Source organism: Nonomuraea sp. NPDC050556 (assembly GCF_044457355.1).
Classification (GTDB): Bacteria; Actinomycetota; Actinomycetes; order Streptosporangiales; family Streptosporangiaceae; genus Nonomuraea.
In genome coordinates this window covers 1,467,936-1,481,381 of sequence record NZ_JBITGU010000001.1, presented here as the reverse complement: position 1 = coordinate 1,481,381, position 13,446 = coordinate 1,467,936, and the positions used below count along the sequence as shown (strand labels likewise).

Genomic DNA, 13,446 nt, shown 5'->3' with positions numbered 1-13,446 from the left:
GGGTCAGCGAGCGCGCGGTGGCGCGTCAATGTCGCAGACTGCTGCGGAAGCTGAACATCAAGCCGCCGCTGGACGTGTACGACCTGTGCCAGCGCTTCGCCGAATGGAGAGAAGCCCCCATCAGGCTGGTGCCCTGGGCCTTCGACACGCACGGAACGACTGGCCAGCTCCTCGAACTACCTGGAGGCGGTCACGCGATCGTGTACGAGGCTCGAACCTCGCTGCCGCACCAGCACCACATCATCGTGCAGCAGTTGGGCAGGCTGATCGCTGAGCACAGTGAAGGCGACCTTGACCTGGAGCCCAGGCAAACCATGACCAGGGTGCTCCTGCGCAGGCTACGCCTCACCCTCAGGCCACCCGTCAACTCTCCTGTGGAGCGGAAACTCGCCATACATGACGCCATCATCAAGCGTCGGAAGGCCGAGCTGACAGCCACGATCATCCTGGGATGGGCCAGCGTCGTGAACGCGACTCATCCCCGTCTTCTTGACCGGGCTGACCCCGGCAAGCACCCGCACCTTTCGCTCATTCACCACCAGGGGTGGCTGTGAACGCCGTCTTCGTCTGTTTCGTCGTAGTCGTTGTCGGACTCGTCGTGCTGGCGGTCAAGCTTGTGCAGGTCTGGCGAGCTCCCGACGACCTGCCTCTGCGAACTGTGATCGCCGCGATCGTGGCGATCTTCTTAGCAAACATCGTCAACTTGCCCGCAGCCCGTTCCACGCTGGACGGGATCGAGGTGGGCATCGCCAAGCTCTCGGTGAACCTTGTCACCCTGGTGTGCGCCTACCTGGTGATGGCGTTCTTCCTCTACTCACTGCGCGGCTACGCGGCGTTGTCCCGTACTCGTCGCGAGCGGATTGTGTTGAGCATCGCCTGCTGCGTAGTGACCGGCGCGTGGCTACTGGCCCCGAAGCAGATCCGCCAGGACCCGGCAGCTCTCACCAACAGCTTCGAAATTCACGGCCGGATCTTCCTCCTTGCCGCCATGGCGTACATGGGCTACGCCATGATCCGCTCCCTGAGCCTGGTGCGGGAGTACACCCGTCAGGCGATCAGTACCCACGTCCGGCGCGGCATGTGGATCGTCCACGCGTCGCTCTACCTCCTGCTGCTGGGTGTTGCACTCAAGGTCGTCGTCCTGTTCTTGCAGACCGGATCTGTATCGGTGACGTCGCCAACGCTGGTGATCCCCAACCACGGCTACCTCTACAGCGTCGGATTCGGCATCATGCTGTTTACCGTTGGGCTCGGGTACGCCTCCATCTCCGGAATGATCTTGAGCGTTCCGGTATGGATCAGACACCGAGACCAAGCGCGCCGACTGGACTTCCTCTGGCGTGCCGTTTGCGAGGACGGCCACGCGAACGGCGCACCGGCGCTCCTTTCAGAACCTCGCCGCGGGTTCGGTCTCCCTCACGTTCACCGCACCCGGTATGCCCGAGTGATGGAGATTCGCGAAGGAATCATTAACCTTGCGCCCTTCTATGACCAGCAGGCTGCGGAGGCAGCTGAAGCCGAGGCCGACCGTCGGCAGCTGTCCGGTGCGGAGAGGGACCGGTACGTTCAGGCGTCTCTCATCGTTCACGCCGTGCAAGCCAAGGGCACTACGCCCACTGTGGAGCGTGCGAACCTTGCCGCATTCGAAGGTGGGGTAGACCTCGACTCAGACGCCGAATGGCTGGCCGCCGTTTCCGTTCACGTGCAGGAACTCATGGACACACCTGTACCCGGTTCCAGCCAGGCCGGGAAGCCCTGACTCGGGGGCGCCACGATCACTGAAAGGGTGCCGCCGAAAGGAACGATCCAGCCCCTACACCTGCGGACCGGATCTTTCACCTAGAGTCGCCAGCGCTTCTACTTGCGAATTGCGCTCCGTTGGCCACACGAACGCGAGGAATCCCATGCCGCCAACTCGGACCAGACTGAGCCCATGCCACTCTTTCGCAGCCGCCGGCTGGGCCATCGCAGTAGCCGCGTTCGCCCTCATGTGTGCGCGGTCAACTGTGACGGCGCATTCGGCGAGCTTGCTGGTGGTTTGGCTGGTCTGCGTACCCCTGCCCGCATCTGTGTGCGTGGTCCGCATGAGTCGGTGGAATGGCCGTGCGGCCGCCGCCGTCGCGGCCTACGAGCTGGGTGTCCTGCACGAGCAAGAGCAGTTCCCCCGGTGGCTCTGCGACGAAGCGTGACACCTTCGGCCCAGATACCGCGTGCGGGCCGCTGCGTTGGAGGCCGATGAAGTCGGAAGTCCCGGCCTCTATCGGGAACGGAGCTTCAAGGTCGCGGCGTGCATGTCCAGCAGCGCGTTGAGCTGGTTGAAGAGAACCTCCCGCATCTGTACGCGGTCCTGTTCGGTTGCCCCGGGCAGGCGGTCGATTTCGGCCAGCTGACGCAGCAGCTTCTGCTTTGTCTCCTGTGGAATGTCGTTCAGGTCGAAGCGGGTCGCCGCTAGCTCAACCTGGGCCCGCTTGTCGATCTCCTGACGCAGCAGGCTGGCGGCACTATCCCGGCCGACCTCCTCAAGCTGTGAGGGAGTCGCGCCAACGACGAGTGCAATGAGCACTAGCTCCCAGTCTTGAGCGATCTTTCGGCCGGTCTCGATGTTGCGCCAGTTGCCGTCGGAGAAGCCGACGCCGTCCTCGCTGACTTCTGCTAGGCGCTCCATCGCAGTGGACAGGCTCATCTTGCGAGTCAGAGCGCTGGGCCGTTCGCGTAGCTGACGTACAAGGACCGCCTCGGGCGGCAGCGCCGGTGAGCCGCTCTGCTTGGTGGTCACAGCCTGCTCCTTCGTGGTTTCCGTGATCCTGCGGTTTTTGCGCTTGTTGCGCCAACCGTACCAGCGAGTACGCGGAATACCAGTACCTACAGGCAATTCCCAGCATCGCTAGAGCGTACGTGTTTTTCGAGAATTTCCCGAAAATCATTGACTTTCGCGCACAACCGACTAGCGTCTGATTGTGCTTGTAGATCATCACCAACCAAGGTCGAAATGGGGGACAGGAACCCCTTGAACGACACCACCGAAAGCGCAGAAGCCCTGGTAGACGGCATTCTCGACGCGGTGGCTCCCCCGGCCGTGACCATCCTGACCGTCAAACAGGCCGCGCTCGCCATGCGCGTGAGCGAGTCCACCGTCCTCGGGCTCATCCGAGACAACAGCCTGGGCAACATCCCGATCCACAAGAAGAGCTTCCGCATCCCACGCCAGGCTCTCCGAGACCATCTGCTCCACCGATACGTGGCCGTTGAACTCACTGCGGCCACGCAAGAGCTCGCCCTCGTGCAGCTGGAGCTCAAACGCCGTAAGGCCGAGCTCGACCACATCAACAAGCGCATCGCCCAAGCCAGCGGCGCGTCCACCGAGTAGCCCTCACCCGAAAAGGAGCCTGCGATGCCTCGACTCATCCCCTCGACGCTCAGCATCCGCACCCGCCGAAGCACGTGGACCGTGGTTCACGCCGACCACCTCGACGTCGTCGTCCGGCGGACGCCCGACAATCGCAGCCCCCGCTTCTATGCCTACCGCCACATCGCCGGGCTCGCCTGGATGCAGATCCCCGGCCACTCCTACCGCCTCGACCAGGCCCGTGCCGCTCTCGCAAGCGGAACTGCCAACATGACGGTCTGGGAGCCGCTGATCGCGCTACTCGACCTCGCGGCCCAGACCCAGCCGGTGAGCAGCGAGACTCTCCTGGCCGCTGCGGGTGGCGAGTGATGGCCATGCCCGACGTCGAGACCCACGCTGTGCGTGACATCGGCAAGCAGTACGGCAAGCCCGTCGCGATCCTCGCGCTCTCCACCTACCAGCACGAGACATGCCCCGCTTACGGGCCGCTGCGTGCCGCACTCGTGGAAAGCCTCCCCGAAGACCTCACCCCCCGAGAGGCATCCGACCTCGCCGACACGCTGATCGACAAGGTCCGCCGCCACGTCCTGATCGCCGAATCCGTCCCGGAGCCCACCCCGTGACCAGCGCCACCATCAATCCGCCGGGAGAGCAACCGCCCAGCGAGGACGAGCTCCACGCCTACATAGGAGCTCTCTACGATGACCAGCCCGCCCAGCAGCGGCGTCACCCGTACCGTCCAGTGCCGACGTGGCGCGGCGGACCAGCCTTGGGCGGCTACGGCGAGTGGGAGTACGAGCGCGAGCGTGGTCTGTGACGGCTCTGACCGCCCACCAGGTCCCGACCATCGAGCCCGGCTCGCCCGATTGGTTTCGCTACATGTCCGCGTCGAAGGCCGCCGCAGTTCTCGGTTTGTCGCCGTGGGAGTCGCCGTTCTCCCTGTGGTGCCTGATGGCCGGACTGGTGGAACCGGAACCGCAGACCAAGGAACAGGCGCGTGGCCACTATCTCGAGCCCGCGGTCGCGAACTGGTTGGCCGACCGGCACCCGGAGTATCGGATGCTGCCGGGCGGCACCTGGGTCAATAACGACCGACCCTGGCAGCTCACCTCGCCGGACCGGCTCCTGTACGCCGGGGACGAGCTGGCCGAGCTGATCGAGTGCAAGACCGACGCGGACGGCCGCGACTGGGGCAGGCCCGGCACCGACGAGATCCCGCTGTACTACCTCGTCCAGGTGCTGTTCCAGATGGACACCATCGGCGCCCGCCGTACCCGCGTCGGCCTGCTCACCGGCAGGCTCGAATTCCGCGAGTACGTGGTGGATTACGACGAGCACTACGCCGCCGTGATCCGCGAACGATGCGAGTCATTCATGGCCTCACTCCTCCTAGGAGACGTGCCCGACTTGGACGACCGTAAGGCCACGTACGAGTCGCTGCGCCGCCAGCATCCTCTGATCGACCGCGCTGGCAAGTACTTCATGGAGCCCGGCCTGGCCATCGAGGTGATCGACGCGCTGCAGGAGCTCGAATCCGCAGAAGCAGCAGTACTGACGGCCAAGGGCAAGCTGCTGGTCGCGATGGGCACCGCCCGCCGGGCCTACTTCAACGGCGACCTGGTCGCTATCCGCATGGCCAAAGGCGCGGAAGGCGTTCCCTTCCTGAAGTTCGAGAAGACCCTGCCCGACATTTCCGAGCTCATAGGAGCATTTTGATGACCACCGAGACTCTGCCCGCCGTGATCCATCGCGAGGACAGCCTCGTCGAACGGCAGGAGTACGCCAAGGCTCTGGCCGTGTCGGACCTCCTGCCAGCCCAGTACCGGAACAAGCCGGGCAACGTACTGTATGCGGTCGAGTTCGGCCGCTCGCTCGGCATCTCCCCGATGGCCGCGATCCTCGGCGTTCACATCATCGAAGGCCGGGCTTGCGCCTCCTCCGGACTCATCTCCGCACTCGTGCGGGACGCCGGCCACAGGCTGCGCATCTGGGTCGAGCGCAATCCGCAGACCGGCGCGCTGGAGAAGGCGGTCGCCACGATCGTCCGTGCTGATGACCCCGACTTTGTCTTCACCTCGGAATGGACGTGGGCCCGCGCCGTGGCCGCCGGGGTTACGGCAAAGAAGGTGTGGCAGAACTACCCCGAGGCCATGCTCAAGGCCCGCGCCATCACCGAAGCAGCCCGCGAAGCCTGCGAGGAAGCCCTGCGTGGCGTCGGCTACACCCCTGAAGAGCTCGGCGCGGAAGTCAACGAAGACGGGTCCATCATCATCACGGACGCGAAGCCGCCCCACGGCCAGGCGCTCGGCGACGCGCTCGGCGTCAACCCCGGTCGAGGCGACGGACCCCAGGAGACGGGCAAGGCGACCAGGAAGCAGCGCAACGAGATTAGCGCGGCGATGGTCGCCCAGGGCTACACCAAGGAAACCGCGCCCGCCTACCTGACGAAGGCCGTGGGCCGAACGGTGCAGAAGACCGAGGACCTCACCGGAGCCGAAGCAGCCCAGGTCATGCACGCCCTCAACCTCGCGGCCCAGACCCCGGCCGATCCGGTGACGCAGGCCGCGCCGGAGGACGACATCGACGAGGCTGAGTTGGTCGACGACGAGGAGGAGCATGAGTCTGAGCCGATCGTGATGATCAGTAAGAGTCAGCAGGCCGAGATGCATGCGCTGCTCAAGGACTGCGGTGTCACCACCGCAGTGGGCAAGGGCTCCACGGCCGCCAACGACGAGAAGCGGTTCGCCTACCTCTCCCACTTCCTCAACCGCCCGATCACGTCGAGCAGCGACCTCACGAACGAGGAAGCCACACGAGTCATCACCGCGCTGCGAGTGCTGCGAGCCGAAATCGAAGCCGAGCGCAGCCTTCAGCTCTCCCAGATCGGGGGCCTCTTCCAGGGGCTTGGCGTGGAAACCAAGGAAGACCGGCTCCGCGACACCTCCGCCCTTCTTGGCCGCACCATCTCCACGCCCGATGAGCTCACCTCGGCCGACATCGCCACGCTCCTCGAGAGCCTGAACGCCGCCGGAGGCGTCATCGACGTCTGGACCACGATCATCACCCAGGCCGAGGCCGCCCGCACCGAAGCGAACGGGCAGAGCTGATGACCCGCGAGAAGGCCCGCCAGCACGGCAAGGCCGGAACCTACAACAGCGGCTGCCGCTGCCAGCCTTGCACAGCCGCGGTAGCCGAGCGGCTCCGCATCACTCGGGCCAACCTCCGCGAGAAGGCTCGCACCAATCCAGAGCTGGTGCCGCACGGCACCTCCGGCGCCTACCACAACTGGGGATGCCGCTGCCCCATCTGCAAGTCCGCCCAGCGGGCTCGCCAGAGCCGTACCCGCACGTGACCCCCCGAACGGAGCCTCAGCATGATCAGACAGATTTTCGTCGCTGACACGCCATTCAGCCCCGATCAGATCTACCACCAGGTCAGCCTGGAGGAGATCACCCTCGTGGCAGGCCAACTCCGTATCCCGGTCGCAGGAGGCGACCTGAGCGCGCTGGCCGAAGCAGAGCGGATCGCGGACAAACTGGCACGGGTGGTCGCGGCCTACCACCACGACCTGAAGGGCAGGATCGCCCAGCTGCGGCGTGCAGACGAGCAGCGAGCCACCGCCGCGGCGTTGTGCTCCTGCGGCCAACCGGCCGCGCCCGGCCTGACGCACCGTACGGACGCGCCCTGCTATCGCGACGAGACCCACACCTTCGCCCCGGGCGAGTTGGAGAGCGCCCTGGGCGCCATCGACCCGCATCTCGGCAAGGTGGTGGACCGCGTGTTCGCGGCCCCCACCAACGAAGCCACCTAACCCGCAAGCGAAACCGCTTGCGGAAAGCCACCTCACCCGAAAAGGACACGCCATGGAACTGCTGAAGGAGCAGATCGTGCTCAACGGCGACGGCAGCGCCGACTACAGCGTCATCGACTACGACGAGGAGAAGGGGCCGTACTGGTACGTCTTCGTGGACGGCACCCCCGTGTCGCCGGACAGGCCGCTTCCGCTCACCTACGCGCTACGCGAGTTCGAGCGATGCGCCAGGCAGGCCATCGAGGAGGACGACGGCGAGAGCGTCGAGCTGCGTCCGTGCACTTCGGACGACCTCGAATGGGCGGGCGTCACCGGCGCCGCCGACAGGGGCGAGTGACGATGCTCCTCGCCTTTCTGATGATGGTCGCCTACTGGCTGGTCAACTCCTGGCTGATCATGCTGGCGGTCACCTACCTCCACCACCAGTGGTGGGCCGTCATCCCCGAGATGACCTATGGCAACGCCGTCGTCACCTCCCTCCTGCTGCACGTGATCGCCGCTCCGGCGGTCGCCGTCATCTCGAAGGGACTGCGCTGATGAGCCGTTACACCATCGCCAACGAGCCTGGTGCCTCCGCAGGTCGCACGACTGAGGTCGGCTGGGACGCGCCGCTGTCCACCTACTTCCTGATGGCGTTCGAGCCAGGCGACGACCCGGACGGCGATGAGACCGAGGTGTTCTGGTACGGCTGCACGCCCGCGGAGGTGCCGACGGTCGAGGCGCTCGACGCGCTTCTCGCCAAGCACAACCTCGTCGTCACCGCGCCGATCGCGCACGCCCTCGTCCAGGACCGCGAGCGCGAAGGCCGCCGGTTCGCCAACCGGCCCGCGGCGGTACTCATCGCGGACATGGTCCGCCTGGAGGTCGACGACGCGCAGCAGGAGCGCATCGATGCCGAGCTCGCCCGGAGGCGCTCATGAGGGCCGTCATCGGCCTGGCCCTCGTCGCCATCATCGCGGTCGCCATCATCGCGGTCGCCTACGTCGCCGTGGTGTGGATCCAGTCCCGCGTCAAGGACGCCCGCGCGAACCAGCGCGAGCTCGCCCAGCACCGCGAGTTCGTTGCCGAGCTCCACCAGATGGCCAGAGAGCAGCTCGGCGTCGACCCGACCGCCCAGCTGCTCGACCTGAAGATCCGCAAGTTCCACACTCGCCCCTCCACCCGCAAGGACATCCGCTCATGAACCGCAAGCTCACGCCCGTCGCCCTGCTCGCTGTCGCGCTCACGGCGACGGCCTGCACGATCACCACGCCCGAGCCGGACCAGGTCGGCATCGTGTACGACGCTGGAACGTTCTCCTCCACCACCTTCCAGAACTGCATCAACCCCGGCCAGCAGGACATCTCTGGTCCCGGCGACGCCGCCTACACCTACCCTGCCGGGCAGAGGACGTTCGAGTTCGCCGACAAGCCCGACGCCGAGGCTAAGCCGCTCACCGTCGTGTCCAAGGACAACCTGGAGATGACCGTGTCGGGCGTGGCCACCTTCAGCTTGGCCACCGACTGCAAGACGCTCCAGCAGTTCCACGAGCAGATCGGCCTGAAGTTCAAGGCATATGACGACGAGGGCTGGCGGAAGCTGCTCGGGGTCTATATCGGCCAGCCGCTCGACCGGGCGATGGACGCCGCAGCCAAGGAGTACGGCTGGAAGGACCTGTTCTCCAACCCGGCAATCAAACAGCAATGGGAGCAGTCGGTCGCCAAGTACGCCGCCCAGTTCATCCAGGAGCAGGGGGGCGCAGGGTTCTTCACCAAGTTCGCCGTCACCCTCCAGCAGCCGCAGCCTCCTCAGGGCGTCCGTGACGCCCTGGCTGCCGCCCAGCAGGCGATCGAGGAGAACGCGGCGCAGAAGAACAAGAACGAGAAGGCCAAGACAGAGCTGGAGTCCATCAGGGCCCTGGTGGACGTCCTGGGAGCCGAGGGTTACGTGCTCTACAAGGCGATCCAGGACGGCCGTATTCAGGTGATCGTGTCGGACGGACAGGTCAACGTCACCCCCGGCAAGAAGCAGTAGCCGACGCGATCACCCCGCGCTGACCGGCCGCCGTGTGCCTCACGCCGCAGCGGCCGGCGGCGCCTCCTCTTCGACTCCACCAAGAAGGCGACTGCCATGACTCTCCAACTGTCTGACCTGTACAACGGCGGCCTGCGCGCTCTCGACTCCGCCACCAAGTACCCCTCGATCCCTACGTACCATTCCCTCGACACGTCACGGCGCAAGGCTCCGCTGCTCGACGAGAACCCGATCGCATTCCACGGGGCTGTGTGGGGCCACGAGAAGGTGGACGGCACGAACGGGCGCATCGTCGTGCTGCCAAGGAACTCGGGCTGGCTGATTGGCTCGCGCGACGAACTGCTGACCGCCGTAGGCGACCTGGTGGTGCGCGACACGCTCAGCATCGTGGTGACGCTGAGCGGCATCGCCGAGCGGCTGGCCAACTCCCGCCCGGACGAGATCGTCACCGCATACCTGGAGGTGTACGGCCAGCAGGGTGAGGCCGCCACGCAGTACGGCGATAGAAGCGCTTCCGGCGCGCGGCTGTTCGACGTGTCGATTGTTCCCGCTGCGCTCCTGGATCGCGATGTTGAAGCTGTGGCTCGCTGGCGGGACTACGGCGGCCAGCAGTGGCTGAACGAGGACGAGCTGGACGCATTCGCCGAACGCCAGGGAGTCGAACGAGCCCCGGAGCTGTTCGGCGTGCCGTCGACCATGGTGCCGACCACGGTGACTGACATGCGCTCATTCATGGAGCCATACGCCACCACGCGCGCGCACCTGAACGGCCAGCCCGGTCGTAGCGAAGGGTTCGTGCTGTCCACCACGGATCGGCGCACCAAGGCGAAGGTCCGCTTCGCCGACTACGACCGCACGCTGAAGCTCCGGGCCGAAGCGGCGGCCAAGTGATCGGGGCGGCGTGGGCGGTCGTCTGGTCAGTCGTCACGTTCCTCAAGGACTTGGTGGGCTGGGTGACCCTGGCCTGGCTGGCGATCGGCTTCGGCTACGCCTACCTCAGGCACCGGACCAGCCAGCGAGCCGCCCGCGCCGCCGCTCGCCAGATTCGACAAACCGACCGAGAGTTCGCCCGGATCGCCAATCACCTCAAGAAGGACCTGCCGAGGAAGGGGGCGTCGTGAGGCTGCCAGACATCGCCATAAGGGTGCACGGCATACCCGCGCCGCAGGGCAGTAAGAACAGCTTCCCCATCTACACGGGCCGAGGAAAGAACCGCCAGTTCACCGGACGGGTGGCGCTCCAGGAGTCGTCGCAGAAGGTGGGCCCCTGGCGCGAAGCCGTCCGGGAGGCCGCCCTCCTCGAGGCCGGACCGGACTGGATCTGCCTGGATGGCCCCTTGGTGGCCGAGTTCTGCTTCACGTTCACCCGAGGACGGACTGTGAAACGCCTTCACCACACCGTCTATCCCGACCTCTCCAAGATCATCCGCTCGACCGAAGACGCACTCACCACCGCGCATATCTGGAAGGACGACGCACGCGTGGTCGCCTACCACAACCCTCGCAAGCTCTACGTCGGCGCACCCGACCCCGACGCCCTGCCCGAACCGGGCGTCGTGATCCGCATCTGGGCCCTGGGAGAAGCCCAGTGACGGAACGCGATCACGGCTACGCCCGGTACAAACTCGACCATTGCCGTTGCTACACCTGCGGCTACGCCAACGCTACCTACTACGAGGCCCGAGAGCGGGCCATCATGTACGGCACGTGGCAGCCGTTCGTGGATGTCGACCCCGTCCGCGAACATCTCCTCCGGCTCCGCGCGTGCGGCGTCGGCCTGCGTCGTATCGCCGAAGCCGCCAGCGTGGACCGCAAGAACCTTCAGGCAATCCTGAACGGTCGCTCCGATCGGGGGACCGGCCCGCAGAAGAAGATCCGGCCCCAGATCGCGACCGCGATCCTCGCGGTCGAGCCGACGCTCGAACTGATCGGCGGCAGGACCCCGATCGACGCGTCCGGCACCCGCCGCCGTCTCCAGGCGCTTGTGGCAATCGGCTGGTCACAGTCCAAGCTCGCTGCCCGCATCGGCTGCACGCAGGGCACCTTGACCAGACTGATGGTCGAACCGCGGGCTTTCGCCGCCATCGTGCGCCAGGTCCGTGCCATCTACGACGAGCTGTGGGACCAGCCACCGCCCGAAGAAGGCTGGCGAGACAAGATCGCAGCCTCGCGCGCCCGCAACCATGCGCAGGCCATGGGATGGCACCCGCCACTTGCCTGGGACGACGACCTCCTTGATACGCCAGATGACGAGCTGGAAGCCGCCATCGAGCGGCTGGTCGAGCGCATGGATGACGACGATCTTGCCCGTGCTCACGGCGCCTACTACCGCAACGGCGACCGCACCCCGCTCGTGGTCGCCGCGAAGAAGCAGTACACCCGGCTGACGAAGGAGAGGCAGCGCGCCAGCCGACAGGGTGTGACTGCTTGATCCGCACCCTCTTTGGCGAGGTCCCCGACTTCCACGCCCGCGCAGCCTGCGTCGGCAAGGCCCTGCTCATGTCGTCCAGAGAAGACCAGGACATTGCCCAGGCGAAGGCGATCTGCTCCCGCTGCCCAGTGCTCAGCGAATGCCGGGAATGGGCCGCAGAACTCACCCAAGAGCAGGACCCAGAGATGGTGATGGGCGGGCTCACGTACGCCGAGCGCCGCCGCGGCCTGCCGCGCCAGATGCGTCGCTGCAGCACCTGCAATGAGGTCAAGAGCATCGAGGAGTTCGGCCGGCGCAAAGACGGCAGGGACGGCCGCCAGTCGAGGTGCCTGGTCTGCACCAGGGCGCAGTCGAACGCGGCCTACGAGAAGAGGGTCGCGAAGACCAAGAAGGCTCCGCCCACGGGGTTCCGTCTCTGCCCTGGCTGCGACCGGGTGAAGCCAGACGACGACTTCGGGCGGCGGCGCACATGCGCGACCTGCTCGATCGACGCGCACCACATCAGCCAGCAGCGGAAACGCGACGCCCACAAGAAGAACAGCGAGACCGCGTCGTGACGTCACCAGACACCGACGATGCGGTGCCGATCCTCGTCGACGCCCAGCTGATCGGCCACCAGCTTCCCCTCTTCCAAATCCGCCCAAGCGAAAACCACAGCCGAGAGGAAACCTGATGATCCCCAGCGGATATGAGCTGTCCCTCTGCGGGCTGTGCCGAGAGCCCATCCTGTGGACCATGACCGAAGCCGGACAGCGGCTGGCAGTCAACCCCAAACCCATCCTCACGGGTAACACCGCCTGCTACCGGGCGGGGCCGCGCGCGTGGAAATCCAGAGCTCTACACGGCGCGGAGGCGCTCCCGCGACAGCCCTGGGAGGACGTGTTCATGCCGCACGTCGCCACCTGCGCCCGCGCCAACCCCGTCCAAGCCGAGCTGCCCGAAGTTCTGCCGTCGAACGTGGTCCGGTTCGACCTGGCCCGCCGCCGTGTCCTGAAAGGAGCCCGCCGAGATGCAACACGGTGAGTACGCCACCTACGTCATCCAGAGATGCCGCTGCGCGGAATGTAAGGCGGCATCGGCCGCCTACGCACGTGAACGGTACCGACTCCAGGCGTACGGCAGGTGGCAACCCTTCGCCGATGCGGAGGCTGTCCGGATTCATGTGCTGAACCTGCGCAGATACATCTCCTACGATGCCATCGCCGCGCTGGCAAAGGTTTCCGCTCGCAGCATCGACCTGCTCGTGTACGGCGAAGGAGGCTCAACGGGGTCGGCCCGGATCAGGACGGAACCAGCGAGGCGGCTGCTCGCGCTCACCATCGACCTGGACACGTTGCCCGACGACACACGCATCAACGTGGCTGGCAGCCGCCGACGCCTCCAGGCGCTCATGCTGCGCGGCTGGCCCATGCCGCTCGTGGCTGCTCGATGCGACGTGCCTCGCTGGCAGCTCGACCGTGTCCTCAACAAGGCGATGATCCTGAGGGCCTACCAAGCCCGTGCCATCCGCGATGTGACCGCCCTCCTGTTCGACCAAGATCCACCGCGAACCAACCGCGGTGAACGCCACGCCGCCTCCGTCGTCCGCAATCGGGCTCGGCGCAGTGGATGGATGCCGCTTGCCGCCTGGGACGACATCGACGATCCCGACGCCGAGCCCGATCTTGGGGCCACCGTGTCCCGAGCCCAGGCCGTCACGGAGGACGCCGAGTTTCTCGCCCGGCAAGGCTTCACCCCTGATCAGGTGGCCGAGCGCCTCCAGATCTCCCGCGGCTACCTGCAGACCGCCCGAGCCCGAGCCGCCGCCAGTGCTTGACGTCAGCCTGGCGATCCCCGGCCACCGCTA

General features: G+C 66.2%; 22 protein-coding genes. 21 read left to right on the top strand and 1 reads right to left on the bottom strand.

Features of this window, described 5'->3' with window-relative positions:
- Positions 1-17 precede the first annotated feature (17 nt).
- Together ACIBG8_RS07480 and ACIBG8_RS07475 are read left to right on the top strand one after the other, a co-directional pair.
- The gene (locus tag ACIBG8_RS07480; protein ID WP_397341738.1) at positions 18-554 is read left to right on the top strand and encodes a hypothetical protein; all 537 of its coding nucleotides are present in this window, start codon (positions 18-20) and stop codon (positions 552-554) included.
- Positions 551-1,759 carry an MAB_1171c family putative transporter gene (locus ACIBG8_RS07475; RefSeq protein ID WP_397341737.1) on the top strand — a complete coding sequence of 403 codons (1,209 nt, stop codon included), beginning with the start codon at positions 551-553 and terminating at the stop codon, positions 1,757-1,759. Before ACIBG8_RS07480 ends, ACIBG8_RS07475 begins: the two co-directional genes overlap by 4 nt.
- A 498-nt stretch (positions 1,760-2,257) precedes the next feature.
- Here the strand turns inward: ACIBG8_RS07475 and ACIBG8_RS07470 are convergent, their stop codons facing one another.
- A complete protein-coding gene (locus ACIBG8_RS07470; RefSeq protein WP_397341736.1) occupies positions 2,258-2,776 on the bottom strand; it encodes a hypothetical protein in 519 nt (172 codons plus the stop codon).
- Positions 2,777-3,007: 231 nt separating this feature from the next.
- Between ACIBG8_RS07470 and ACIBG8_RS07465 the strand changes: the two genes are divergently transcribed.
- From ACIBG8_RS07465 to ACIBG8_RS07375, 19 genes are all read left to right on the top strand, one after another.
- The gene (locus tag ACIBG8_RS07465) at positions 3,008-3,367 is read left to right on the top strand and encodes a helix-turn-helix domain-containing protein (protein ID WP_397341735.1); all 360 of its coding nucleotides are present in this window, start codon (positions 3,008-3,010) and stop codon (positions 3,365-3,367) included.
- A 24-nt stretch (positions 3,368-3,391) separates the two neighbouring features.
- Complete coding sequence (locus tag ACIBG8_RS07460) at positions 3,392-3,715, top strand: hypothetical protein (protein WP_397341734.1); 324 nt, start codon at positions 3,392-3,394, stop codon at positions 3,713-3,715.
- Positions 3,716-3,720: 5 nt separating this feature from the next.
- The gene (locus tag ACIBG8_RS07455; RefSeq protein ID WP_397341733.1) at positions 3,721-3,969 is read left to right on the top strand and encodes a hypothetical protein; all 249 of its coding nucleotides are present in this window, start codon (positions 3,721-3,723) and stop codon (positions 3,967-3,969) included.
- A 190-nt stretch (positions 3,970-4,159) separates the two neighbouring features.
- Positions 4,160-5,062, top strand: a complete 903-nt coding sequence (locus ACIBG8_RS07450; RefSeq protein WP_397341732.1) for a YqaJ viral recombinase family protein — start codon at positions 4,160-4,162, stop codon at positions 5,060-5,062.
- Positions 5,062-6,453, top strand: coding sequence for a hypothetical protein (locus ACIBG8_RS07445; protein WP_397341731.1), 1,392 nt, complete (start codon positions 5,062-5,064; stop codon positions 6,451-6,453). The genes ACIBG8_RS07450 and ACIBG8_RS07445 overlap by 1 nt, the downstream gene beginning before the upstream one ends.
- Positions 6,453-6,698 (top strand): hypothetical protein, encoded by a 246-nt coding sequence (locus tag ACIBG8_RS07440; RefSeq protein ID WP_397341730.1) that lies wholly within the window; start codon positions 6,453-6,455, stop codon positions 6,696-6,698. Before ACIBG8_RS07445 ends, ACIBG8_RS07440 begins: the two co-directional genes overlap by 1 nt.
- A gap of 21 nt (positions 6,699-6,719) precedes the next feature.
- Complete coding sequence (locus tag ACIBG8_RS07435) at positions 6,720-7,157, top strand: hypothetical protein (RefSeq protein WP_397341729.1); 438 nt, start codon at positions 6,720-6,722, stop codon at positions 7,155-7,157.
- Positions 7,158-7,209: 52 nt separating this feature from the next.
- On the top strand, positions 7,210-7,494 hold the full coding sequence (locus ACIBG8_RS07430; protein ID WP_397341728.1) for a hypothetical protein: 285 nt from the start codon (positions 7,210-7,212) through the stop codon (positions 7,492-7,494).
- A 2-nt stretch (positions 7,495-7,496) separates the two neighbouring features.
- The gene (locus ACIBG8_RS07425) at positions 7,497-7,694 is read left to right on the top strand and encodes a hypothetical protein (protein WP_397341727.1); all 198 of its coding nucleotides are present in this window, start codon (positions 7,497-7,499) and stop codon (positions 7,692-7,694) included.
- Positions 7,694-8,077 carry a hypothetical protein gene (locus ACIBG8_RS07420; RefSeq protein WP_397341726.1) on the top strand — a complete coding sequence of 128 codons (384 nt, stop codon included), beginning with the start codon at positions 7,694-7,696 and terminating at the stop codon, positions 8,075-8,077. Before ACIBG8_RS07425 ends, ACIBG8_RS07420 begins: the two co-directional genes overlap by 1 nt.
- Entirely contained in the window at positions 8,074-8,340 is a 267-nt protein-coding gene (locus ACIBG8_RS07415) for a hypothetical protein (protein ID WP_397341725.1), read from the top strand. The genes ACIBG8_RS07420 and ACIBG8_RS07415 overlap by 4 nt, the downstream gene beginning before the upstream one ends.
- A complete protein-coding gene (locus ACIBG8_RS07410) occupies positions 8,337-9,170 on the top strand; it encodes an SPFH domain-containing protein (protein WP_397341724.1) in 834 nt (277 codons plus the stop codon). The genes ACIBG8_RS07415 and ACIBG8_RS07410 overlap by 4 nt, the downstream gene beginning before the upstream one ends.
- Positions 9,171-9,266: 96 nt before the next feature.
- Positions 9,267-10,061, top strand: coding sequence for an RNA ligase family protein (locus ACIBG8_RS07405; RefSeq protein ID WP_397341723.1), 795 nt, complete (start codon positions 9,267-9,269; stop codon positions 10,059-10,061).
- Complete coding sequence (locus tag ACIBG8_RS07400; RefSeq protein ID WP_397341722.1) at positions 10,058-10,291, top strand: hypothetical protein; 234 nt, start codon at positions 10,058-10,060, stop codon at positions 10,289-10,291. The genes ACIBG8_RS07405 and ACIBG8_RS07400 overlap by 4 nt, the downstream gene beginning before the upstream one ends.
- Entirely contained in the window at positions 10,288-10,761 is a 474-nt protein-coding gene (locus ACIBG8_RS07395; protein WP_397341721.1) for a RusA family crossover junction endodeoxyribonuclease, read from the top strand. Before ACIBG8_RS07400 ends, ACIBG8_RS07395 begins: the two co-directional genes overlap by 4 nt.
- Positions 10,758-11,600 (top strand): hypothetical protein, encoded by an 843-nt coding sequence (locus ACIBG8_RS07390; protein WP_397341720.1) that lies wholly within the window; start codon positions 10,758-10,760, stop codon positions 11,598-11,600. Before ACIBG8_RS07395 ends, ACIBG8_RS07390 begins: the two co-directional genes overlap by 4 nt.
- Positions 11,597-12,157, top strand: a complete 561-nt coding sequence (locus ACIBG8_RS07385) for a WhiB family transcriptional regulator (protein WP_397341718.1) — start codon at positions 11,597-11,599, stop codon at positions 12,155-12,157. The genes ACIBG8_RS07390 and ACIBG8_RS07385 overlap by 4 nt, the downstream gene beginning before the upstream one ends.
- A gap of 178 nt (positions 12,158-12,335) precedes the next feature.
- A complete protein-coding gene (locus tag ACIBG8_RS07380) occupies positions 12,336-12,623 on the top strand; it encodes a hypothetical protein (protein ID WP_397341717.1) in 288 nt (95 codons plus the stop codon).
- The gene (locus tag ACIBG8_RS07375; RefSeq protein WP_397341716.1) at positions 12,610-13,416 is read left to right on the top strand and encodes a hypothetical protein; all 807 of its coding nucleotides are present in this window, start codon (positions 12,610-12,612) and stop codon (positions 13,414-13,416) included. The genes ACIBG8_RS07380 and ACIBG8_RS07375 overlap by 14 nt, the downstream gene beginning before the upstream one ends.
- Positions 13,417-13,446 lie beyond the last annotated feature (30 nt).

Coding starts and splice junctions, on each gene's coding strand:
- ACIBG8_RS07460 (WP_397341734.1), top strand. CDS start 3,392: ATGCCTCGACTCATCCCCTCGACGCTCAGCATCCGCACCCGCCGAAGC.
- ACIBG8_RS07455 (WP_397341733.1), top strand. CDS start 3,721: ATGCCCGACGTCGAGACCCACGCTGTGCGTGACATCGGCAAGCAGTAC.
- ACIBG8_RS07445 (WP_397341731.1), top strand. CDS start 5,062: ATGACCACCGAGACTCTGCCCGCCGTGATCCATCGCGAGGACAGCCTC.
- ACIBG8_RS07440 (WP_397341730.1), top strand. CDS start 6,453: ATGACCCGCGAGAAGGCCCGCCAGCACGGCAAGGCCGGAACCTACAAC.
- ACIBG8_RS07435 (WP_397341729.1), top strand. CDS start 6,720: ATGATCAGACAGATTTTCGTCGCTGACACGCCATTCAGCCCCGATCAG.
- ACIBG8_RS07430 (WP_397341728.1), top strand. CDS start 7,210: ATGGAACTGCTGAAGGAGCAGATCGTGCTCAACGGCGACGGCAGCGCC.
- ACIBG8_RS07425 (WP_397341727.1), top strand. CDS start 7,497: ATGCTCCTCGCCTTTCTGATGATGGTCGCCTACTGGCTGGTCAACTCC.
- ACIBG8_RS07420 (WP_397341726.1), top strand. CDS start 7,694: ATGAGCCGTTACACCATCGCCAACGAGCCTGGTGCCTCCGCAGGTCGC.
- ACIBG8_RS07415 (WP_397341725.1), top strand. CDS start 8,074: ATGAGGGCCGTCATCGGCCTGGCCCTCGTCGCCATCATCGCGGTCGCC.
- ACIBG8_RS07410 (WP_397341724.1), top strand. CDS start 8,337: ATGAACCGCAAGCTCACGCCCGTCGCCCTGCTCGCTGTCGCGCTCACG.
- ACIBG8_RS07405 (WP_397341723.1), top strand. CDS start 9,267: ATGACTCTCCAACTGTCTGACCTGTACAACGGCGGCCTGCGCGCTCTC.
- ACIBG8_RS07380 (WP_397341717.1), top strand. CDS start 12,336: ATGACCGAAGCCGGACAGCGGCTGGCAGTCAACCCCAAACCCATCCTC.
- ACIBG8_RS07375 (WP_397341716.1), top strand. CDS start 12,610: ATGCAACACGGTGAGTACGCCACCTACGTCATCCAGAGATGCCGCTGC.